General features: G+C 66.3%; 20 protein-coding genes. 9 read left to right on the top strand and 11 right to left on the bottom strand.

The annotated features are described in order from the left end of the window. Positions 1 to 17: 17 nt before the first annotated feature. Positions 18 to 944: a LysR family transcriptional regulator gene (locus V6V88_RS13120; RefSeq protein WP_338619468.1), complete on the bottom strand. Its 927-nt coding sequence runs from the start codon at positions 942 to 944 to the stop codon at positions 18 to 20. Positions 945 to 1038: 94 nt separating this feature from the next. On the opposite strand from V6V88_RS13120, the gene V6V88_RS13115 reads away from it, so the two are divergent. The 3 genes from V6V88_RS13115 to V6V88_RS13105 are packed head-to-tail and all read left to right on the top strand — an operon-like array spanning position 1039 to position 3777. Continuing rightward, on the top strand, positions 1039 to 2397 hold the full coding sequence (locus tag V6V88_RS13115) for an acyclic terpene utilization AtuA family protein (RefSeq protein WP_338619467.1): 1359 nt from the start codon (positions 1039 to 1041) through the stop codon (positions 2395 to 2397). After that, complete coding sequence (locus tag V6V88_RS13110) at positions 2394 to 2777, top strand: hypothetical protein (RefSeq protein WP_056317531.1); 384 nt, start codon at positions 2394 to 2396, stop codon at positions 2775 to 2777. The genes V6V88_RS13115 and V6V88_RS13110 overlap by 4 nt, the downstream gene beginning before the upstream one ends. Positions 2778 to 2814: 37 nt before the next feature. Further along, a complete protein-coding gene (locus V6V88_RS13105) occupies positions 2815 to 3777 on the top strand; it encodes a tripartite tricarboxylate transporter substrate binding protein (RefSeq protein ID WP_175235302.1) in 963 nt (320 codons plus the stop codon). Between the two features lie 100 nt (positions 3778 to 3877). Here V6V88_RS13105 and V6V88_RS13100 read toward each other — a convergent pair whose 3' ends face one another. Further along, positions 3878 to 4654 (bottom strand): ferredoxin--NADP reductase, encoded by a 777-nt coding sequence (locus tag V6V88_RS13100; RefSeq protein ID WP_056317527.1) that lies wholly within the window; start codon positions 4652 to 4654, stop codon positions 3878 to 3880. 348 nt (positions 4655 to 5002) lie between these two features. Between V6V88_RS13100 and V6V88_RS13095 the strand changes: the two genes are divergently transcribed. The 3 genes from V6V88_RS13095 to V6V88_RS13085 all read left to right on the top strand — a co-directional run bounded on the left by V6V88_RS13095 (position 5003) and on the right by V6V88_RS13085 (position 8643). Continuing rightward, complete coding sequence (locus V6V88_RS13095; RefSeq protein WP_062841138.1) at positions 5003 to 6046, top strand: Fe(3+) ABC transporter substrate-binding protein; 1044 nt, start codon at positions 5003 to 5005, stop codon at positions 6044 to 6046. Between the two features lie 144 nt (positions 6047 to 6190). Further along, positions 6191 to 7861: an iron ABC transporter permease gene (locus tag V6V88_RS13090; RefSeq protein ID WP_338619465.1), complete on the top strand. Its 1671-nt coding sequence runs from the start codon at positions 6191 to 6193 to the stop codon at positions 7859 to 7861. A gap of 5 nt (positions 7862 to 7866) precedes the next feature. Continuing rightward, positions 7867 to 8643 (top strand): ABC transporter ATP-binding protein, encoded by a 777-nt coding sequence (locus V6V88_RS13085; protein ID WP_062841198.1) that lies wholly within the window; start codon positions 7867 to 7869, stop codon positions 8641 to 8643. 52 nt (positions 8644 to 8695) lie between these two features. Here V6V88_RS13085 and V6V88_RS13080 read toward each other — a convergent pair whose 3' ends face one another. Further along, positions 8696 to 9673: a tripartite tricarboxylate transporter substrate binding protein gene (locus V6V88_RS13080; RefSeq protein ID WP_338619464.1), complete on the bottom strand. Its 978-nt coding sequence runs from the start codon at positions 9671 to 9673 to the stop codon at positions 8696 to 8698. Positions 9674 to 9880: 207 nt separating this feature from the next. Between V6V88_RS13080 and V6V88_RS13075 the strand changes: the two genes are divergently transcribed. Together V6V88_RS13075 and V6V88_RS13070 are read left to right on the top strand one after the other, a co-directional pair. Beyond that, the gene (locus tag V6V88_RS13075) at positions 9881 to 10627 is read left to right on the top strand and encodes an SDR family NAD(P)-dependent oxidoreductase (RefSeq protein ID WP_280003736.1); all 747 of its coding nucleotides are present in this window, start codon (positions 9881 to 9883) and stop codon (positions 10625 to 10627) included. A 55-nt stretch (positions 10628 to 10682) separates the two neighbouring features. Beyond that, entirely contained in the window at positions 10683 to 11147 is a 465-nt protein-coding gene (locus V6V88_RS13070; protein ID WP_062841141.1) for a RidA family protein, read from the top strand. A 6-nt stretch (positions 11148 to 11153) separates the two neighbouring features. Here the strand turns inward: V6V88_RS13070 and V6V88_RS13065 are convergent, their stop codons facing one another. From V6V88_RS13065 to V6V88_RS13045, 5 genes are all read right to left on the bottom strand, one after another. Beyond that, positions 11154 to 12059 (bottom strand): LysR family transcriptional regulator, encoded by a 906-nt coding sequence (locus V6V88_RS13065; protein WP_338619463.1) that lies wholly within the window; start codon positions 12057 to 12059, stop codon positions 11154 to 11156. Between the two features lie 54 nt (positions 12060 to 12113). Next, on the bottom strand, positions 12114 to 12986 hold the full coding sequence (locus V6V88_RS13060; protein ID WP_280003739.1) for an alpha/beta hydrolase: 873 nt from the start codon (positions 12984 to 12986) through the stop codon (positions 12114 to 12116). 171 nt (positions 12987 to 13157) lie between these two features. After that, positions 13158 to 13748 carry an ABATE domain-containing protein gene (locus V6V88_RS13055; protein ID WP_338619462.1) on the bottom strand — a complete coding sequence of 197 codons (591 nt, stop codon included), beginning with the start codon at positions 13746 to 13748 and terminating at the stop codon, positions 13158 to 13160. Positions 13749 to 13851: 103 nt separating this feature from the next. Beyond that, positions 13852 to 14757 carry a pirin family protein gene (locus V6V88_RS13050; RefSeq protein WP_280003740.1) on the bottom strand — a complete coding sequence of 302 codons (906 nt, stop codon included), beginning with the start codon at positions 14755 to 14757 and terminating at the stop codon, positions 13852 to 13854. A gap of 112 nt (positions 14758 to 14869) precedes the next feature. Next, positions 14870 to 15568, bottom strand: coding sequence for a pirin family protein (locus V6V88_RS13045; RefSeq protein ID WP_280003741.1), 699 nt, complete (start codon positions 15566 to 15568; stop codon positions 14870 to 14872). 181 nt (positions 15569 to 15749) lie between these two features. On the opposite strand from V6V88_RS13045, the gene V6V88_RS13040 reads away from it, so the two are divergent. After that, positions 15750 to 16661 (top strand): LysR family transcriptional regulator, encoded by a 912-nt coding sequence (locus V6V88_RS13040; protein ID WP_056317499.1) that lies wholly within the window; start codon positions 15750 to 15752, stop codon positions 16659 to 16661. Positions 16662 to 16691: 30 nt separating this feature from the next. Here V6V88_RS13040 and ntrC read toward each other — a convergent pair whose 3' ends face one another. The 3 genes from ntrC to glnA form a co-directional block, all read right to left on the bottom strand. After that, a complete protein-coding gene (gene ntrC, locus V6V88_RS13035; RefSeq protein WP_338619459.1) occupies positions 16692 to 18197 on the bottom strand; it encodes a nitrogen regulation protein NR(I) in 1506 nt (501 codons plus the stop codon). Further along, a complete protein-coding gene (glnL, locus tag V6V88_RS13030) occupies positions 18197 to 19261 on the bottom strand; it encodes a nitrogen regulation protein NR(II) (RefSeq protein WP_056317491.1) in 1065 nt (354 codons plus the stop codon). The genes ntrC and glnL overlap by 1 nt, the downstream gene beginning before the upstream one ends. A gap of 187 nt (positions 19262 to 19448) precedes the next feature. Next, the gene (glnA, locus tag V6V88_RS13025) at positions 19449 to 20861 is read right to left on the bottom strand and encodes a type I glutamate--ammonia ligase (RefSeq protein ID WP_056317488.1); all 1413 of its coding nucleotides are present in this window, start codon (positions 20859 to 20861) and stop codon (positions 19449 to 19451) included. Positions 20862 to 20992 lie beyond the last annotated feature (131 nt).

Genomic DNA, 20992 nt, shown 5'->3' with positions numbered 1-20992 from the left:
ATTGCCGTAAAGATGGCCTAGGTCTGATCCAGCGCACCCGCCGGATGGCCGGCGCCGCCGATATCGCCCCGATGCGCGATCAGCAGATCGGCCAGCGCGTGCGCCGCCACCGACAGGCTGCGGCCCTTGCGGCGCACTAGATAAAGCGGCCGCGTCAACGCGCGGCCCGCCAGCGGCACGATACGCAGATCGGCGCTGCGGAAATGAAAAAGCGTCATGGCAGGCACGACCGATACGCCAAGTCCTGCGCGCACCAGGCCCGTGACGGTGGCCAGATGTTCGACCTCGAAAACCGGCAACGGCGCCTCGGCGCCCAACGCTTCGTCCAGATGTTTGCGCACACTGCTGCCGCGCGCAAGCTGGATGATGGGATGGCGCAGCACGTCGCGCAGCCGCACGCGCGGCTGGCCAGCCAAGGGATGGTCTGCGCGGCACACCAGAAAGTAGCGGTCCGCGTGCAGGAATTCGCTGTCCAGATCCGTCATGTCCGGCCGCCGCGAGGCCACGGCAAAATCGGCCACGCCGCTTTGCACCATGTCCAGGCAAGGATCGAGCAAGGCGTCGCGCAGATCCAGCACGATGCCCGGGTGATCCAGCTGAAACCGCGCCAGCAGATCGGGCAGCCAACCCGCCGCCAGCGACGGCAGCGCGGCCAGCGTCACCCTGCCCCGGCGCCGGTCCGCCAGGTCGCGCAGGTCTCCCATTGCCAGGTCCATGTCCGCCAGCAGGCGGCGCGCGGTCGCATCCAACACGCGGCCTTCGGCAGTCAGCTCCACGTGCCGCGTGTTGCGGTCAAAGAGCCGCACGCCGGCGGCGTCTTCCAGCGACCGGATCAGCGCGCTGAACGCCGGCTGCGTCAGGTGGCAGCGCTGCGCGGCGCGCGTGAAGTGCCGTTCATCGGCCAGGGCCACGAAGGCGCGCAATTGGCGGGACGATAGATTCATGGGTTTCTTGTATTAATCGATCCGATTTTTCTATTTTACGGATGATCGCGCCTTGCCTATAGTCGTCCCAACCCTGAACGCGCCTGGACTGCTCATGTCTCAAACTCCCTTGCTCATCGGCTGCGCCTCCGGATTTTCCGGCGACCGCAGCGATGGCGCCGCGGCCGTGGTCCGCACCCTGGCCGCCCAAGGCGGCGGCACGCTGATCTTCGAGACGCTGGCCGAACGCACGCTGGCGCTGGCGCAGCTGGCTCGCAACGACGACCCGAACCGCGGCTATGAACCGCTGCTGGACGAGCTGGTGGGGCCGATCCTGGCCGATTGCCTGCGCCACGGCATCAACATCGTCAGCAATTTCGGCGCGGCCAATCCGCCCGCCGCGGCGCGGCGCATCGCCGAACTGGCGCGCGAACAGGGCCTGCCCGTGCCGCGTATCGCCGTCGTGCACGGCGACGCGCTAAACGGTGCCGAACACCGCGACCTGCTGGCGCAACGCCTGGGTGCGGCGCTGGACGGCCTGGACATCGTGAGCGCCACCGCTTACCTGGGCGCCACCGAGATCGCCGAGGCGCTGGCCGCCGGCGCGCAGATCGTGGTGGCCGGCCGCGTGGCGGACCCTTCGCTGACGCTCGGCCCGGCGCTGGCGCATTTCGGCTGGGATCCGGCCGACTGGCCGCGGTTGGGCCGCGCCACCATGGCGGGCCACATGCTGGAATGCGGCCTTCAGGTCACCGGCGGCTACTTTTGCGTCCCGGGCCTGAAAGAGGTTCCCGACGTGCACGCGGCCGGTTTCCCGATCGCGGAGATCCAGGCCGACGGCGAGTTCGTGATCGGCAAGGCCGACGGCACGGGCGGCGCGGTCGATGCGCGCACGGTCAAGGAACAACTGCTTTATGAAGTGCACGATCCGGCGCGCTACCTGACGCCCGACGTGGTGGCGGACCTGAGCCAGGCGCACGTGGTCGAGCTGGGCGGCAATCGGGTCGCGGTTCACGGCATTACCGGCCACGCGCGGCCGCCGGAACTGAAGGTGAACGTCTGCTATCGCGGCGGCTGGCTGGCCGAAGCGGAAATCTCGTATGCAGGCGTGCAGGCCGAGGCGCGCGCCCGCTTGGCGGCCGACATCGTCCAGAAGCGCCTGGGCGCGGACTTCAAGCTGCGGGCGGACCTGATTGGCGCCATCAGCATCTTGGGCGACGACGCCGGGGAAATGCGCCGCGCGCTTGCCGATAGCCATTCCCGCGACGTGCGGCTGCGGCTGGCCACTGAAAACGCCGACCGCGCACAAGCCGAACGCGTGCTGCGCGAAGTAACCGCGCTTTATACCTGCGGACCGGCGGGCGGCGGCGGCGTGCGCACCGCCCTGCGCCCGCGCCTGAACATGATGTCCTGCACCATTCCCCGCGAGGCCGTAAAGAGCGGCTGGACCTTCCTGGAGGAGATCGCGCCATGAACCAGACCCTGCTCGCCGTGCCGCTGTACCGGCTGGCTCACAGCCGCTCCGGGGACAAGGGCGATATCTCGAACCTGAGCCTCATCGCCTGGGACCCCGAATGCTTTGACGTGCTGACCGCGCAAGTGACTGAATCGCGCGTGGCGCAATGGTTCGCCTACCGCCACCCGAAACGCGTGACGCGTTATGCGCTGCCGATGCTCAATGCCATGAACTTTGTGCTGGAGGGTGTGCTGGATGGCGGCGTCAACGACGCGCTGAACCTGGACACCCATGGCAAGAGCCTGTCTTTCAGATTGCTGGACATGACGGTGGAGGTCAGCCCCGAGCTGGCGAGCCGGCTGCCAGACATACCCGGCGACCGTCCCGCGGCCGCCTGATTTCAGTTCCGATAAAAAAACACCACAGGAGACATACATGCGCATCGCTACCAAGGGCCGGCTGGCCCTGCTGCTGGCCGCCGCCCTGCCCTTTTCGGCCATGGCGCAATTTCCCGCCAAGCCCATCACTTTCATCGTGCCGTTCGCGGCCGGCAGCGCGACCGACCAGATCGGCCGGGCCATCGGCCAGGGCGTCACCGAGCAGACCGGCCAGGCGGTCGTGATCGAGAACAAGCCCGGCGCCAGCGCCATGATCGGCGCGGCCGCCGGCGCCCGCGCCACGCCCGATGGCTATACCGTGCTCATCACCACCAACACCACGCACGCGGCCAACGAGCACCTGTACAAGTCGCTGACCTACGATCCCGTCAAGGATTTCGCGCCCCTCACGCTGCTGGGCAAGGGCGGGCAGATCATGGTGGTCAACCCCAGTTCGCCCGCCAAGACCGTGGGCGACTTCCTGGCGCAGGCCAAGCAGTCGCCGGGCAAGCTGAGCTTTGGCAGCGGCAGCTCCAGCAGCCGCATCGCCGGCGAGCTGTTGCAGCAGATGGCCAATGTGCAACTGCTGCACGTGCCGTACAAGAGCAACCCGCTCGCGGTTACCGACCTGCTGGGCGGCCAGATCGACATGATGATTACCGACACGGCCACGGGTCTGCCGCAGGTCAAGTCCGGCAAGCTTCGCGCGCTGGGCGTCACGGGCAAGGCCCGCTCGCCGCTGGCGCCCGACGTGCCCACCATCGCGGAAGCCGGCGTGCCCGGCTACGAAATGGGCTACTGGTTTGCTGCCTACGCGCCGGCCGGCACGCCGCCCGACGTGGTCAAGCGCCTGAACGAACTGCTGGTCAATGCCACCAAGGCCAAGGCCGCCCAACAGTTCTACGCACAGACCGGCACGGACGCCGCCAGTTCGTCGCCCGAGGAACTGGCCACGTTCCAGCAAGCCGAGTCCAAGAAGTGGGGCGAGATCATCAAGAAGGCAGGCATTCAGCCCGAATGATTCACGCCAGGCGTGGCGTTGCCGCTTCACGCCAAAACAAAAAACCCATCGCGATGTGCGATGGGTTGTTTGTTGAAGCCGCGAACGGAAGCGGTCTGGCTTATTTGTCCACGAAGGCGCGTTCGACGACGTAGTCGCCTGGCTGGCCCACGCCCGGCGACACCGTGAAGCCGCGGCTGTCGAGCATGGCGCTGATGTCGGCCAGCATGTGCGGGCTGCCGCAGATCATGGCGCGATCGGTTTCGGGGTTGATCTGCGGAATGCCGATGTCGGCGCAGAGCTTGCCGTTTTCAAGCAGTTCGGTGATGCGGCCTTGATTGCGGAAAGGCTCGCGCGTGACGGTGGGGTAGTACACCAGCTTGTCGCGCACGATATCGCCGAAGAATTCGTTGTTCGGCAGTTCGTTCTCGATGTAGTCGGCGTAGGCCAGCTCGCTGACCCAGCGCACGCCGTGCACCAGAATGACCTTGTCGAAGCGTTCGTAGACGTCCGGGTCCTTGATGATGCTCATGAAGGGAGCCAGGCCGGTGCCGGTGCCGAACAGGAACAGATGCTTGCCGGGCTTGAGGTCGTCGACGACCAGCGTGCCGACGGGCTTGCGGCTGACGAGGATGGTGTCGCCCTCTTTCAGGTGCTGCAGACGCGAGGTGAGCGGGCCGTTCTGCACCTTGATGCTGAGGAATTCGAGGTTTTCTTCGTAGTTGGCGCTGGCGATGCTGTAGGCCCGCAGCAGCGGCTTGCCTTCGACTTCGAGGCCGATCATCACGAAGTGGCCATTGTGGAACCGCAAGGCCGCGTCACGCGTCGTGGTGAAGGAAAACAGGGTGTCGTTCCAGTGGTGCACGCTAAGTACGCGCTCTGTGTTGAAAGCAGCCATGTCGTATTCAGTAAGGGCGGACGGTGGTCGGACGGGGCCCGGCTGCGCCGCGAAGGTCATTCCGAGCCGCAAAAAAAGGCCGCGGTCGGCATTAGGGTTGTCCCTATTCTACAAGGTCTCGTTGATAACTGCTCTCATTATTCCGTAATACCCTTATTCCAAGTTGACGGGGATCAACGTCTTGCAGGGACGGCTTACGAGCAGTTGAACGGCGCAATGCTTCCTGTTATTGTCGCTCTCTCTTTTGATAATCATTTTCGTTAGCAGACTGCTTTGCGTGGCGGCGCCCCCTGAGCGCGGCAAGCCCGCGGCAAAAAATTCGTTTCGGCCCTAGCTGGAGTTCCCCTAATGATCAATCGTCCCCAATTGAATTCGCTGCTGCGCGCGCTCGCGCTGGCTGGCGCCGCCGCCTTCACCGTGTCGGCCAACGCCGCCGAGGAAGTCAGCCTGTACACCACCCGGGAACCCAAGCTGATCCAGCCGCTGCTGGATGCCTTCACCAAGGAAAGCGGCATCAAGGTGAACACCGTCTTCGTCAAGGACGGCCTGCTCGAGCGCGTGAAGGCTGAAGGCGCCAAGTCGCCCGCCGACGTGCTGATGACCGTGGACATCGGCAACCTGCTCGACCTGGTGGACGGCGGCGTGACGCAAGCCGTCAAGTCCGACACGCTCAATTCGGTCATTCCCGCCAACCTGCGCGGCGCCGATGGCAAATGGTATGCCCTGTCGTTGCGCGACCGCGTGCTGTACGTGGAAAAGGACCTGAAGCTCGAAGCCTTCCGCTACGAAGACCTGGCCGACCCCAAGTGGAAGGGCAAGGTCTGCATCCGCTCGGGCCAGCACCCCTACAACACCGCGCTGGTCGCCTCCATGATCGCGCATGACGGCGCCGAAGCCACCGAAAAGTGGCTGCGCGGCGTCAAGGCCAACCTGGCCCGCAAGGCCGCCGGCGGCGATCGCGACGTGGCGCGCGACATCCTTGGCGGCATCTGCGACATCGGCCTGGCCAACGCCTACTACGTGGGCCACATGAAGAACGCCGAGCCCGGCACCGACGCCCGCAAGTGGGGCGACGCCATCAAGGTCATCCGCCCGACGTTCGCCAACGCCAAGAGCGGCGGCACGCACGTGAACGTCAGCGGCGCGGCGGTCGCGGCGCACGCCCCCAACAAGGCCAACGCCGTCAAGCTGCTGGACTTCCTGGTGTCCGAACCCGCCCAGGCCATGTACGCCCAGGCCAATTACGAGTACCCCGTCCGCAAGGGCGTGAAGCTGGACCCGGTGATCGCAAGCTTCGGTGAACTGAAGGTCGATCCCCTGCCCCTGACCGAGATCGCCAAGCATCGCAAGCAAGCCAGCGAATTGGTGGACAAGGTCGGCTTCGATAACTGATAAGCTGCCGCACCGCGCTGCCAGCGTGCAGCGCGTGACCACGGCAACGACACGCGCGTGCCCCTGAACCGGGGCCGCGCGTAGGGCCTGTTCCCGCTTTTTGGGGGGAACAGGCCTTGCCTTTGATGCAACCGACTTTGAAGCATGTATACAGAATCCTTGCCCAGGCCGCTGCGGCTGCGCTGGTCTGAACGCGGAACCGGCTGGCTGGTTGGCGCCGGCCTGATCGCGTTGGCGGTGCTTGCGCCGGTCTTGACGCTGGGCTGGTGGGCGCTGGGCGGCAGCCTTGGACACTGGCAGCACCTGGCCAGCTATGTGCTGCCGCAGGCGATGGCGAACACGGTGATGCTGCTGGCCGGCGTGGGTATCGTCGTGACGTTCCTGGGCACCGGGGCCGCCTGGCTGGTGACCGCTTACGAATTTCCGACGCGCCGGATGCTGACCTGGGCGCTGTTGCTGCCCCTGGCCGTGCCGACCTACATCATCGCGTTCGCCTACCTGGACCTGCTGCATCCCATCGGCCCCATCCAGTCGGCGATCCGCGCCGTGCTGGGCTACGACAGCCCGCGCGAGTTCCGCCTGCCCGATTTGCGCTCCATCTACGGCGCCATCTTCGTGCTGGGCTTCGTGCTGTATCCCTACGTCTACCTGAGCACCCGCGTCATGTTCATGACGCAGGCGGCCGGCCTGCTTGAAGCGGCCCGGACGTTGGGCGCGGGCCGTGTGGCGGTGTTCTGCCGCGTCGCCCTGCCCCTTGCCCGTCCGGCGATCGTGGTGGGCGTGAGCCTGGCGCTGCTCGAAACGCTGAACGATATCGGGGCCTCCGAATTTCTCGGCGTGCAAACGCTGACCGTCTCCGTCTACACCACCTGGGTGACCCGTTCGGACCTGGCCGGCGCGGCGCAGATTGCGCTGACCATGCTGGCGATCGTTATCGGGCTGATCCTGCTGGAACGCCACGGCCGCAAGCGGCAGCGCTATGCCAACACGCAGCGCATGCGTCCGATGCAGCCGCGCCGGCTGCGCGGCGCCGCTGCGGGTGTGGCGGCCGTGCTGGGCTGGATTCCGGTGCTGGTGGGCTTCGCCGCGCCGGCGCTGTATCTGGTCGTGGAAACCTACAAGCGCCTGCATCTGGTGGGCGGCGTCTCGGACCAGTTGATCGGCGGCCTGACCAACACCCTCATCGTCGCGTCCAGCGCCACGGTCGTCACCCTGCTGTGCGGCCTGATCGTTGCGTGGGCGGGCCGCAGCCTTCGCGAAAGCGCCGGGTTCAACCCGGGCCGCGCGTGCGCCCGCGTCGCCAGCCTGGGCTACGCGGTGCCCGGCACCGTGCTGGCCATTGGTCTTCTCACCCCGTTCGTGTGGATCGACACCGCCGTCGCGCGCGTCTTCGGCGGCACGGGCCTGTTCCTGATGGGCTCGATGGGCGCGCTGGTCTGCGCCTACGCCATCCGCTTTTTGGCGATTTCGACCGGGGCGGTGGAAGCCGGGCTGGCGCGCATCCCGCCGTCGCTCGAGCAGGCGTCGCGCCTTCTGGGCGAGACGTCGGCCGGCACGTTGCGCCGCGTGCATCTGCCCCTGCTGCGTCCGGCGCTGGCCGCCAGCGCGCTGCTGGTGTTCGTGGACGCCATGAAGGAACTGCCCGCCACCCTGCTGCTGCGCCCCATGAATTTCGACACCCTTGCCACGTGGCTGTACGCGGAAGCCGCGCGCGGGACGTACGAAGAAGGCGCCGTGGCCGCGCTGGCCATCGTCCTGGCCGGCCTGCTGCCGGTCATCCTGCTGGCGCGCACCAATCTGAAAATGGGACATTGATCATCGTGCCCGATCTGTTAGAAATCGACCATATTTCCCTCGCCTACGAGACGCCCGCTGGCCTGAAGCCGATCGTGCAGGACTTGTCGCTGGGCCTGCCCGCCGGCCACATCGGCTGCCTGCTGGGCGAATCCGGCTGCGGCAAGACCACCGTGCTGCGCGCCATTGCCGGCTTCGAGCCGGTGCGAGCCGGCCGAATCCTGCTGGACGGCACGGTCATCTCATCGCCCACCGAACAGGTTGCGCCCGAACTGCGCCGCGTGGGCATGATGTTCCAGGACTACGCGCTCTTTCCCCATCTGACCGTTGGCCTGAACGTGGCGTTCGGACTGCGCAAGCTGTCGCGGCAGGATCGCGCCCGCCGCGTCGAGGAAATGCTGGAACTCGTCGGCCTGGCGCATGCCGCCAGCAGCTATCCCCACGAGATCTCTGGCGGCCAGCAGCAACGCGTGGCGTTGGCGCGCGCGCTGGCGCCGTCGCCTGACCTGCTGCTGCTGGACGAACCGTTCTCGAACCTGGACGTGGACACGCGCGAGCGCCTGGCCTTCGAGGTGCGCGAGATCCTGAAGACCACGGGCCACACCGCGATCCTGGTCACGCACAACCAGGCCGAAGCCTTCGCGATCGCCGACCGCATCGGGGTGATGGCGAAGGGGCGTATCGCGCAGTGGGACACGCCCTACAACCTGCACCATCACCCGGCCGACGCCTTCGTGCGCGACTTCATCCGCCGCGAGGCGCTTGAAGAGCAACGCGAACAGGCGCTGGCGCGCGGCCGCTAGCCGCGCCCCCGGCGCCCCCGGCGCCAGCCGTGCCGGGACCGCGCCTGGCGGTTCAGTCCGCCGACAGCTTCACCTTCTGCGACAAGGCCTTGAAGGCCTCATGCTGGCTTTGCGTCAGACGCTCGACTTCCTGCGGGGTCGAGCCATAGGGCATGAAGCCGGCTTTCTCAAGCTTGTCCTTGACGTCCGGCATGGCGAGCGCCGCCTGGAAGGCTTCGCTCAACGCGCGCGTCACCTCGGGCGACATGCCGGCCGGCCCATACACCGCAAACCACGGATTCACCACCGCCCCTGAATAGCCCAGTTCGGCCAGCGTCGGCACGTTTGGCAACGCCGGCGCACGCTTGCTGCCCGTCACCGCCAGCGCGCGGATCTTGCCCGCGTTGATGTGCGGCAGCGACGCGGGCAGATTGTCGAACATCACGGGCAGGTGTCCGCCCAGCAGATCGTTCAAGGCCTGGGCGCTGCCCTTGTACGGCACGTGCTGCATGCCAGCCCCGGTTACCTGGTCGAACATCACCCCCGCAAGGTGCATGGACGTGCCCGTGCCGGGCGTGCCGTACGACGTGTTGGGATTTGCCTTGGCGTAGGCCACCAGATCCTTGACGCTGTCCACCTTCACGGACGGCCCCACCTCCAGCACCACGGACGAGGCGCCCAGCATGCTGATTCCCGTGAAATCCTTGGTCGGATCGAACGGCATCTTCGGGTACACGAAGGGATTGAGCGCATTCGTCGAGATCGCGCCAAAGCCGATGACGTAGCCGTCCGGCGCCGCCTTGGCCACGGCATCCATCCCGATGTTGCCGCCCGCCCCGGGACGGTTCTCGACGATGACAGGCTGCCCGAGTTTCTCGGCCACCTTCTGTCCCGCCGTGCGCGCGACGAGATCGGTCGTCCCGCCGGCGGTATACGGCACGATGAACGTGATGGGCTTGGCCGGATAGCCGGCGGCGTGCGCCGGCATGGCGCATTGGATCAACGCCAGCGCGGCCAATCCGCGCAGCGCATTATGGGTATTGCAACGCATGATGTCTCCCTCCCGTTTGTTGTTGATGCACGGGTAGCGCATCTTATCGCCGGACGGCGCCGCCGCCCAGCGGCGACGCCCGCGCTTGTTCCGCCACGTATCAATTCATGTTCCGCCACGGGCGTTTATTGCCTGGCCGCCCGCTCCTATAGTTCGTCTCACTGTCTGAGCGCGCAGGCATCCCAAAAGCCAAACCGGAGTATTGAAATGTCGAACAAGACTGTAGTGATCACGGGCGCGTCCAGCGGAATCGGATTTGCCCTGGCGCAGGCATACCTGCGCCGCGGCGACAACGTGGTGGGCAACGCCCGCAGCCAGCAGGGATTGGATGCGGCCGCCGAGCGGCTGGCGCACGAAGGACTGGGCCTGCCCGACCGCTTCCTGGCTGTCGCCGGCGACATCGCCCTGGCCAGCACCGCCCGCGCCATCGTGCGCCAGGCCACCGAGCGGTTCGGCCGCATCGACGTGCTGGTCAACAACGCCGGGATCTTCATTCCCAAGCCGCTGAGCGAGTACACCGACGAAGACCTGGACCGCATCATCGACACCAACCTGAAGGGCTTCTTTCACATCACCCAGCAGGCGGCGGTGCATATGTCCGAAAACCGCGAGGGCCACATCGTCAACATCACGGCCAGCATCGCCATGCAGCCCAGCAGCCGGGTCCCCGCGCTGCTGCCCGTGCTGATCAAGGGCGGCCTGAATCACGCCACACGGGCCTTGGCGATCGAATTGTCGGACAGGAACATCCGCGTCAATGCGGTGGCGCCCGGCATCATCGAGACGCCGATGCACGATCCGGCCACGTTCGGCTTCCTGAATTCGTTGCAGCCGGCCGGCCGCATGGGCAAGGTGGAGGACATTGTCGGGGCGGTGACCTACCTGACCGATTCGGCCTACACCACCGGCGCGATCCTTCCGGTCGATGGCGGCGCCGCCGCCGGCCACTGGTAGCAAACCCCAGCGGACGCCCGCCGAGCGGCGGGTGTCCCAATGCCAAGAGAGCACCATGACCATTGAAGCCAGACTGGCCGACCTAGGCCTGACCCTTCCGCCCGCCCCCCAGCCACTGGGCCAATACACCGCCGCCAGCCAGGCGGGCGACCTGCTGTTCATCTCGGGCCAATTGCCCCTGCGCGACGGGCGCGTGGTGTGGCAGGGCCGCGTGGGCGCGGAGCTTACTGTCGATCAGGGGCGGCAGGCCGCCGAACTTGCCGCGCTGAACGTGCTGGCGCAGATTCGCCAGCACACCGGCAGCTTCGACCGGCTGGACCACCTTGTCCGTGTCGAAGGCTATGTGGCCAGCGCGCCGGGCTTTCTGGATCAGCCCACCGTGCTGGATGGCGCATCCGGCCTGTTCGCGCGCGTGCTCGGCGATAAGGCCGGCCACGCGCGCACCGCCAATTCGGTTGCGCAGCAGCCGGGCAACGCGGCAGTGATCCTGGTGGTGATCGCGCAGTTGAAAGGCCGCTGACCTCGCTCAGTCCGCCAGCTTGTCGACCAGAAAATCGACAAACGCCCGGACCCGGCGAGATACGTGCCGGGCATGCGGGTACAGCAACACGAACGGCCGGGTGCTGCCGCCATGTTGCTGCAGCACTTCGGTCAGCCTGCCCTTGCGCAGGTCATCCTCGACCACGAAGCGATACGTCTGGAATAGCCCGGCGCCCGCCCGGGCCAATGTCACGCCGCCCAGCACATCCTCGCCCGTGCCATAGGCGCCGTCGGTCACGATATCGACCGCTTCACCGTCCACCTGAAACGTCCACGGAATGCGGCGCCCGCTGCTGGGCCGGTCGAACTGGATGCAATCGTGCGCGGCCAGATCCGCCAGCGCTTGCGGCGTGCCGCGCCGGCGCAGGTACTCGGGCGCGCCGACCACCACCAGCTCCGCATCCTCCAGCTTGCGCGCGATCAGCGCCGAGTCGTCGGGCGCGCGCCCGCGCACCGACAGGTCATAGCCGTCATCGGCAAAATCGACATTGCGGTTGCTGATGTGAACGTGCACGTCCACGTTGGGATACTTGCCGCGAAACGCGGGCAGCAGCGGCAGGACGCGGTAATGCGCATAGGGCGTGGGCAAGCTGATGCGAAGGCGCCCCGCCGCGCCCTGCCCGCCCACCTGGCGTTCGGCGTCGACCAGTTGCGCAATGGCCGGGCGCACCTGCTCGAAGTAGGCGCGTCCTTCATCGCTCAGGCGGATATGCCGGGTGCTGCGCACGAACAGCCGGATGCCCAACCGCGCCTCCAGCCGCGAGACGCTGCGGCTGACGGCCGCCGGCGTCACACCCGCGGCGTTGGCGGCCGCGGTAAAACTGCTGAGTTCCGCCGCCAGGCAGAACATCTCGATGCTGCCCAGCTGCAGGTCGTCAAAGTGGCGCGTCATTCGGGCTCCTGCCGTGACATCCGGCCGGGGAAACCATAGTGCCGCCCTTGCCGGTCACCGCCCCAACACATCGATGATGCGCTGGGCGATGTACTGGCCGTGAGTTTCCAGCGCGAAGTGGCCGGTGTCCAGCAGTTCAACCACGGCATCCGGATTGTCGCGACGATAGGCCTCGGCACCCGGCGGAATGAAGAACGGATCGTTGCGCCCCCAGATTGCCAGCGTCGGCACCTGGGCCTGACGGAAGAACGCCTGGAACGCGGGGTATTGCGTCAGGTTGTTCGCATAGTCCAGAAACAGGTCGAGCTGGATGTCCTTGTTGCCCGGCCGTTCAAGCAGGGCCGCGTCCAGCGTATAGCCTTCGGGTGCGACGCTGTCCGGATCCGCCACGCCGTGCACGTACTGCCACTTAGTGCCTTCGAAGTTCAGGATGGCGTCGTGAATGGTCTGGCGGTTGGCGGGCGACGGGTCGTTCCAGTAGGCGCGGATGGGCGCCCACGCGTCGCCCAGGCCGTCGAGATACGCGTTCCCGTTCTGCGAAACGAGGCCGGTCACGCGCTCGGGGTGCGCCACCGCAAGCCGCAAGCCGGTCGGCGCGCCGTAGTCGAAGAAATACATCGCGTAGCGGGTCAGCCCCAGTTCGTCCACGAACGCTTCCAGCGATTTGGCCAGGTTATCGAAGGTGTAGCGGTAGCCGCGCGCGGCCGGGACTTCGGTGAAGCCAAAGCCGGGCAGATCGGGCGCGATGACGCGAAAGTGCGCGGCCAGTTGCGGGATGACATTGCGGAACTGATGCGACGACGTGGGAAAGCCATGCAGCAGCAGGAGCACGGGCGCTTGCGGGTCGCCGGCTTCGCGATAGAAAAAGCGCAGGCCGTCGGCTTGCGCATGGCGGTAGTGGACGGTGTGGTCGGGCTGGGCATTCATGAGGATCTCCGGTATTCGGGCAAGGAATGACGATGGGGTTTCGAAGCTTCACGGCACAGTCTACGCATTTTGCGTAACCTGTCAATATTACTTTTACCGGTTACTTAAAAATGATTTGGCGCGGCCATGAAAAAGCCCGGCATGAGCCGGGCTGGAAACCATCGATCGTTGTCATTTCGCCTTGGCGCTGGCGTCCGCCGCCTCGCGCTGCCGGAACGCCGCCACCTTGTGCCGGTTGCCGCACAACGCCATGCTGCACCAGCGCCGCTTGTGCGAGCGCGTTCGGTCGTAGAACCAGAGCGAGCACGCATCGCTTTCGCATTTGCGTACCAGGCCGAAGTCGCCATGCGCCAGCAGATCGGCGGCCGCTTCGGCCACCGGCAGCAGCCATTGCGCCGCCGTCTGCGAGGGATAACGGCGCCACACCATCAGGCTGCCATCGTCTGCCGGCGCAAGCTCGAGGTGACTGCCGCCCGCCGCCAGTGCGCGATTCAGCGCGGAAAGCGCCAGCGGTGCGTGCGCCTTGCGCTGGGCGACCAGCTCTCGGACGGTTTCGCGCAGGCCGCGCGCGCTTTCCAGCAAACCGGACGGCGCGGCGCCCTGCGCGGCGGCGACACCCGCAAGCGACAGCCAGCCCGCCACGTCCGCATCCGACTGCCATCGGTCGACGGGGCCGGCGCTGCTCTGCTCGACGGTGTTTATCATGTCCAGGGCGACGTGGTCGCCCAGTTGTCGGAATTCGGGTGCGTGGCTGGTGTTCATGGTGATCTCCGGCGACAGTGTAACCCTTAAAAATAAACGATAAAAGTTACACGATCATAGGGCGGCATTACGCCGCCCATCACGCATTGTCATCCCGCCCCGCTCAGTTGCGCGGTTCCGGCAGCGGAATGTATTCGGTCTCGTCGCCGGGCACGATCTGATCGAAGCGCGTGCGTTGCCAATCCTGCTTGGCCTGTTCGATCCGGTCCTTGCTGCTGGATACGAAGTTCCACCACACGAAGCGCGGACCGTCGAGCGGCTCGCCGCCCAGCAGCGCGAAGCGCGCGGCGGTCTTGGCCCGGATCTGCACCGGCTTGCCCGGGGCAAACACCACCAGGCGACCGCTCTCGTATTCCTGGCCGTCGATTTCCACCGTGCCACTGGCCAGATAGGCCGCGCGCTCTTCGTGCTCGGCCGGCAGCACCGTCGTGGCGCCCGGCTGCAGTTGCAAGTCGCCGTAGAAAAGCGGCGACAGCGTCTTGACCGACGAGGTCTTGCCGAACATCGAACCGGCGACGACCTGGGCGCGCACGCCCTCGCCTTCGACCACCGGCTGCGCATCCAGGCCGTAATGGACGAAACCCGGATCGGTTTCTTCGTGCGCCTTGGGCAGGCCAACCCAGATCTGCAGCCCTGAGAGCCGCTGCGACGCAAGGCGGCTTTCCGGCGAGGAGCGTTCGGAGTGGACGATCCCCCGGCCGGCGGTCATCCAGTTCACTTCACCGGGCAGGATGGTTTGCGTGTTGCCTGCCCCGTCGCGGTGGACCATGGAGCCTTCGTACAGGTAGGTGACGGTGGACAGCCCGATATGCGGATGCGGCCGCACGTCGATGCCGGCGCCGATGTCGAAGTCCGCCGGACCCATCTGGTCCAGGAAGACGAACGGACCGACGCTGCGGCGCTGCATGGAAGGGATGGCGCGGCGGACGGAAAATCCGCCCAGGTCGCTGGTGCGCGGCACCACGACGGTTTCGATCTGGCTTTCGCCGGCTTGGGACAGGGTCGACATGGTGCAATGCTCCGCAATGGATTGGCCTGGGGCCATCTTAATGGCCTCAGGGCCGGTAATGGGGGTAATCGGGTAAGCCGGGCGGATTCCAGGATCCGCCCGGCGGTTGGCGTCAGGCCAGGTCGAACACCAGCACTTCAGCGTCCTTGCCGTCCGACAGCTCGACGCTGCCGGTGTCGGTGATCGCCGCGGCGTCACCGGCATTGAGCGCGGCGCCGTTGACGGTCACGCTGCCGCGGGCCACATGCACCCAGGCGCGGCGGCCGGCGGCCAGCGGCAGCGAAGCCGACTCGTCGCCATCGAACAGGCCAGCGTACAGACGCGCGTCCTGATGGATCTTCATCGATCCGTCGATGCCGTCGCCCGACACCAGGGCCTGCAGACGGCCACGCTTTTGCGCATCGCTGAAGGCGCGCTCTTCGTATTCCGGCGCAATGCCAGTCACGTTGGGCTCGATCCAGATCTGCAGCATGTGCGTTTCGGCATCGGGGCGGGGATTGAACTCCGAGTGCATCACGCCGCGGCCGGCGCTCATGCGCTGGACGTTGCCGGGCTGGATTTCCGAGCCGCTGCCCATGCTGTCCTTGTGAGCGATCGCGCCATCCAGCACATACGTGATGATCTCCATGTCCCGGTGACCGTGCGTGCCGAAGCCGCGGCCCGCCGCGATGCGGTCGTCGTTGATGACGCGCAGCGCGCCAAAGCCCATGTGAGCCGGATCGTAGTAGTTGGCAAAGGAGAAGGTATGGAACGAATCGAGCCATCCGTGGTTGGCGTGACCCCGTTCAGCAGCGCGGCGGATCGTAAGCATGGTGAACTCCTGTTTCAATAATATGAATGGTTAGGGCTGCGTCTTGGCTGGGCCTTCTGCCTCGCCGTTTGTCTGCAACCCCGGCATGAGTGATATTCTGCGCGCCCTGACCGCCGGTTTTGGCGCTATATTTTGATGACTTCGTTCAAATTTCTTGAATCCCCACTTTTGCCGCCCTTCCATGCAGCCCATCACGCCCGAACTCCTCGTCCTCGTTGACGCCATCGCACGCCACGGCAGCTTCGCCAAGGCCGCGCGCGAACTGGGCAAGGTGCCTTCCGCCGTGACGTATTCCATCCGCAAGCTCGAAGACGGCCTGGACGTGCTGCTGTTCGACCGATCGGGGCATCGGGCGCTCTTGACGCCAGCGGGCGAGGCGCTGCTCAAGGACGGCCGGCATCTGCTGCAGTCGCTGGACGAACTGGCCAGCCGGGTCAAGCGCATCGCGACGGGGTGGGAGGTGCAGCTACGCATTGCGGTCAGCGCGGTGCTGCCGTGGCGGCCCATCTATGACCTGATCGATGAGTTCCATGCGGTGGGCAGCGCCACGACGCTGCGTTTCTCCACCGAAGTCCTGAGCGGCAACTGGGATGCGCTGACCTCAGGGCGCGCGGACCTGGTGATCGGTGCGGGCGCGGCGGGCGAGCCGACGGGCCCTTATCGCTCGCAGGCGATCGGCGTGATGCAATTCGGGTTCTGCGTGGCGGCGAACCATCCGCTGGCCGCCCTGCCCCAGCCGCTTAGCCGCGCCGACATCACGCGCTACTGCGCGGTCGTTATTGCCGACACCTCACGCAACCTGCCCGTGCAGTCGCGCGGCATTCTGTCGGATCAGCCGACGCTGGTGATGCCGTCGATGCAGGCCAAGATCGAGGCGCAGGTGCGCGGCCTGGGCTGCGGCTATCTGCCGCTGACGCTGGCCGCGCCCTACCTGGCGCAGGGTCTGCTGGTGGTGTGTGAGACGGATGAGGGCATGTCCCTGACGGAACACGTTGCCTACGCCTGGCGGGCGGAGCCGCCGGGCGAGGCCATGAAGTGGTGGCTGCAGAAGCTGAAGTCCCCGCGTCTGTGCGAGAGCCTGCTGGGGCTATAGACCGGTCCACCGGACCGGCCCATCGCACGGCTATTCGTCTTCGATGCCCAGCTCGCGCAGCTTGCGCGTGATGGTGTTGCGGCCGATCCCCAGACGGGAGGCCGCTTCCACCCGGCGCCCGCGGCTGGCGTCCAGCGCGCTTTGCAAAAGGATCTTCTCGAACTGGCGGGTCAGCGTCGCCATGACGGCCGGTTCGCCGCGCTCCAGCCGGTACTGCGCGTCGCGCAGCAGCGAATCCTGCCAATTGCGCGGCGCGGCGTCGCCTGCGGCCTGCTCGGCGTACGCGCCGGCTTGCACCACGGTGCCCACTCCCGCGACGGGCGGAGCAGCCCGCAAGGGCGCCGCGCCCGGCGGCGGCTGGTGTTCCATGGCCCGGATCTCGGGCGGCAGGTCCACGCGGTCCACCGTCTGGCCCGGCGCCATCACCGTCAGCCAATGGCAGAAGTTTTCAAGCTGGCGCACGTTGCCGGGAAAGTCGAACTTGGTCAGCACGGCCAGCGCCTCGGGCGTCAGCCGCTTGACGGGCACGCCCAGCGTGCGCGCGCTGGCGGTCAGGAAGTGCTGGGCCAGCGCGGGAATGTCCTCGACGCGCTCGCGCAGCGGCGGCAGCCGCAGCCGGATCACGTTCAAGCGGTGAAACAGGTCTTCGCGAAACAACCCCTGCTCGACCCGCTGCTCCAGCGGCTGGTGCGTGGCGGCCACGATGCGCACGTCCACGCGCACGGGTTGCGCGCCACCGACGCGGTAGAAGCTGCCCTCGGCCAGCACGCGGAGCAGGCGCGTCTGCAGTTCGATCGGCATGTCGCCGATTTCGTCCAGGAACAAGGTGCCGCCGTGCGCTTCTTCGAAGCGGCCGCGGCGCAGATTGTTGGCGCCGGTGAAGGCGCCGCGCTCGTGGCCGAAGAGTTCGGCTTCAAGCAGGTCGCGCGGGATGGCCGCGGCGTTCAGCGCCACGAACGGTCCGCTGGCACGCACGCCGTGGCCGTGCAGCGCGCGGGCCACCAGCTCTTTGCCGGTGCCGGACTCGCCGGTGATCAGGACGGTGACCTTGGACTGGGCCAGCCGGCCGATCGCGCGAAAGACTTCCTGCATGGCGGTGGACGACGATTGGGTCATCATCCAGCGCTCGTTGTTCTGGGCCGCCTCGCCCTGCCCCTCCGGGCTTTCGGGCTGCGCCGATTCCTGCATGGCGCGCTGGATCAGCGCGACCGCCTCGTTCACGTCGAACGGCTTGGCCAGGTAATCGAACGCGCCGCCCTGGAACGCGGACACGGTGCTGTCCAGGTCGGCGAACGCCGTCATCACGATGACCGGCAGGCCGGGATGCCGCTCTTTCAATTGGCGCAACAGCTCCAGGCCGTTGCCGCCGGGCATGCGGATGTCGGACACCAGCGCCACGGGCGTTTCACGCGAAAGCGCCTCCAGCACGTCGGCCGATTGGGAAAAACTGCGGGTGGGGACGCCAGCGCGGGCCAGGGCCTTTTCGAGGACCCAGCGGATGGCCTGGTCGTCGTCGACGATCCATACGGGTTTCATCAGTTTGCGGGCTCCATCGGGAGGACCAGGCGAAACTCAGTGCGCCCCGGTCGGGATTCAAATTCGATGATGCCGCCGTGCTGTTGCACGAAGTCCTGCGCCAGGCTCAGGCCCAGGCCGGTGCCGCCCGCCCTGGCCGTGACCAGCGGGTGGAAGATGCGGTCGCGGATGTGTTCCGGCACGCCAGGACCGTTGTCGATGATAGACAGCACCAGCGCCAGGCGGTGCTGACGGTGCGCCAGCATGACCTGCCGCGCGACACGCGTGCGCAGCGTCACCACGCCGGGTTCGGTCTGTGGACCTTGCGGGCGCGCCACCAGCTCCTGCGCGGCATTGCGCGCAACGTTGAGCACGGCCTGCATCAGGCGGGCGGCGTCGCCCTTCAGGTCCGGCACCGAAGCGTCGTAGTCGCGCTGGATCGTGACGTCGTTGCGGAACTCGGCCTGGATCAGCGCGCAGACACGCTCGCAGATTTCATGGATGTTCACCGGCCGCGCATTGAGCGGCACACGTTGCGGACCGCTCAGGCGGTCCACCAGCGCCTGCAGGCGGTCGGCTTCGGAAATGATGACCTGGGTGTACTCGGCCAGGGCCGCGCTGGGCAGCTCAGCCTCCAGCAACTGCGCGGCGCCGCGCAGTCCGCCCAGGGGATTCTTGACTTCATGTGCCAGGTTGCGCAGCAATTCGCGGTGGGCTTCGATCTCATCAACCAGCCGGTGGTTGCGGTCGGCCAGCACGCGTTGCTCGATTTCGCGCGTTTCGATCAGTACCGGCCAGCGCTGGCCGGTCAGTCCCACGGTGGTCACCGAGACTTCCACGGATTCGGTGGCGCGGCGCAACGAGGCCAGTTGCCTCACGTCGGCGTACCTGCCGCCCGCGGCGCGGTCGATCGATGACTGGATATTCTCAGGGTTGTCGTACAGGGTGGCGGCTGAGTGCCCGCCAAGTTGCTTGCGCGAACGGCCGAAAAGGTCCTCGGCGGCTGCGTTGGCGTATTCGATGTGGCCGCGCTCGTTGACCAGGAAAACTGACGTGGCTAGCAGATCGAGAGCTTCAACATTCATTTTCAACGTACCCGAATGGACAGGGGAAAGCGGAACGCGTCCGCGACGGGCGAGCCGGCCCGACGCCCTGCCCGCCGGCGCGGCGCCGGGCGGGCAATTCATCGGGCGGCTACCTGGTGGTGCGCGTGGTGTGGGCCCTGGTTTCTGCCTACATCATCGCGCTCCCCCCAGCCACGGCCTCAAGACATCAGAGGCTGTAGTACATGTCGAATTCGACCGGGTGCGTCGTCATGCGCAGACGCGTCACATCGGCCATCTTCAGGTCGATGTAGGCGTTGAGCATGTCGTTGCTGAACACGCCGCCACGGGTCAGGAACTCGCGATCCTTGTCCAGGGCTTCCAGCGCTTCTTCCAGCGAGGCGCAGACGGTCGGGATCTTCGCGTCTTCTTCCGGCGGCAGGTCGTACAGGTTCTTGTCGGCCGGATCGCCCGGGTGGATCTTGTTCTGGACGCCGTCCAGGCCGGCCATCATCAGGGCCGAGAAAGCCAGGTACGGGTTGGCCAGGGGATCCGGGAAGCGCGTTTCGATGCGGCGGCCCTTCGGGTTGCCAACGTACGGAATGCGGATCGAAGCCGAGCGGTTGCGGGCCGAGTAAGCCAGCTTCACGGGCGCTTCGAAGTGCGGGACCAGACGCTTGTACGAGTTCGTGCCGGGGTTGGTGATGGCATTCAGGGCACGGGCGTGCTTGATGATGCCGCCGATGTAGTACAGGGCGAATTCGGACAGGCCGGCGTAGCCGTTGCCGGCGAACAGGTTCTGGCCGTCCTTCCAGATGGACTGGTGGACGTGCATGCCGGAGCCGTTGTCGCCAACGATGGGCTTGGGCATGAACGTGGCGGTCTTGCCGTAGGCGTGGGCCACGTTGTGCACGATGTACTTGACGATCTGCGTCCAATCGGCGCGCTGGACCAGCGTGCTGAACTTGGTGCCGATTTCGAGCTGGCCGGGCGCTGCCACTTCGTGGTGGTGCACTTCGACCGGCACGCCCATCTGTTCCATCAGCAGGCACATTTCCGAACGCATGTCCTGGAACGAATCGACCGGCGGAACGGGGAAGTAGCCGCCCTTCACGCCCGGACGGTGGCCGGTGTTGCCGCCTTCGAATTCCAGGCCCGTGGACCACGGCGCTTCTTCGGACTTGATCTTGACGAACGTGCCCGACATGTCGGTGTTCCAGGTCACGCCGTCGAACACGAAGAATTCGGGTTCCGGACCGAAGTAGGCGGTGTCGCCCAGGCCGGAGGACTTCAGGTAGGCTTCGGCGCGCTTGGCCAGCGAACGCGGGTCACGGTCATAGCCCTTCAGGTCCGACGGTTCGACCACGTCGCACGACAGGATCAGGGTCGGCTCTTCGCGGAACGGATCCAGGTTGGCGGTGGAGCAGTCGGGGATGAGGAGCATGTCGGAGGCTTCGATGCCCTTCCAGCCCGGAATCGACGAACCGTCGAAAGCCTGCCCGCTTTCCAGCTTGTCTTCATCGATAGCAGTGGTGGGCACGGAAACGTGGTGCTCACGGCCAACCGTATCGGTAAAGCGGAAATCCACGAATTTCACTTCGTTATCGGCGATCTGTTTCAGGACGTCTTTCGGGCTTGCCATGTCATCTCCATTAGATAAAAGGGTCGAGGGCTTTGCCCGTCGACTGGCATAAAAGAAGGAAGCAATAAGCGTGCCAGGTTTAACCCCGGTATTCCCGGGGGGAGGCAGGACGGTCTTGGGGAAATGTAGCA

Origin of the sequence: Achromobacter sp. E1, assembly GCF_037039475.1 — a bacterium.
Lineage (GTDB): Bacteria > Pseudomonadota > Gammaproteobacteria > Burkholderiales > Burkholderiaceae_B > Achromobacter > Achromobacter mucicolens.
Note: the sequence above shows the minus strand (reverse complement) of the source record. Positions and strands in the feature narration are given on the sequence as shown.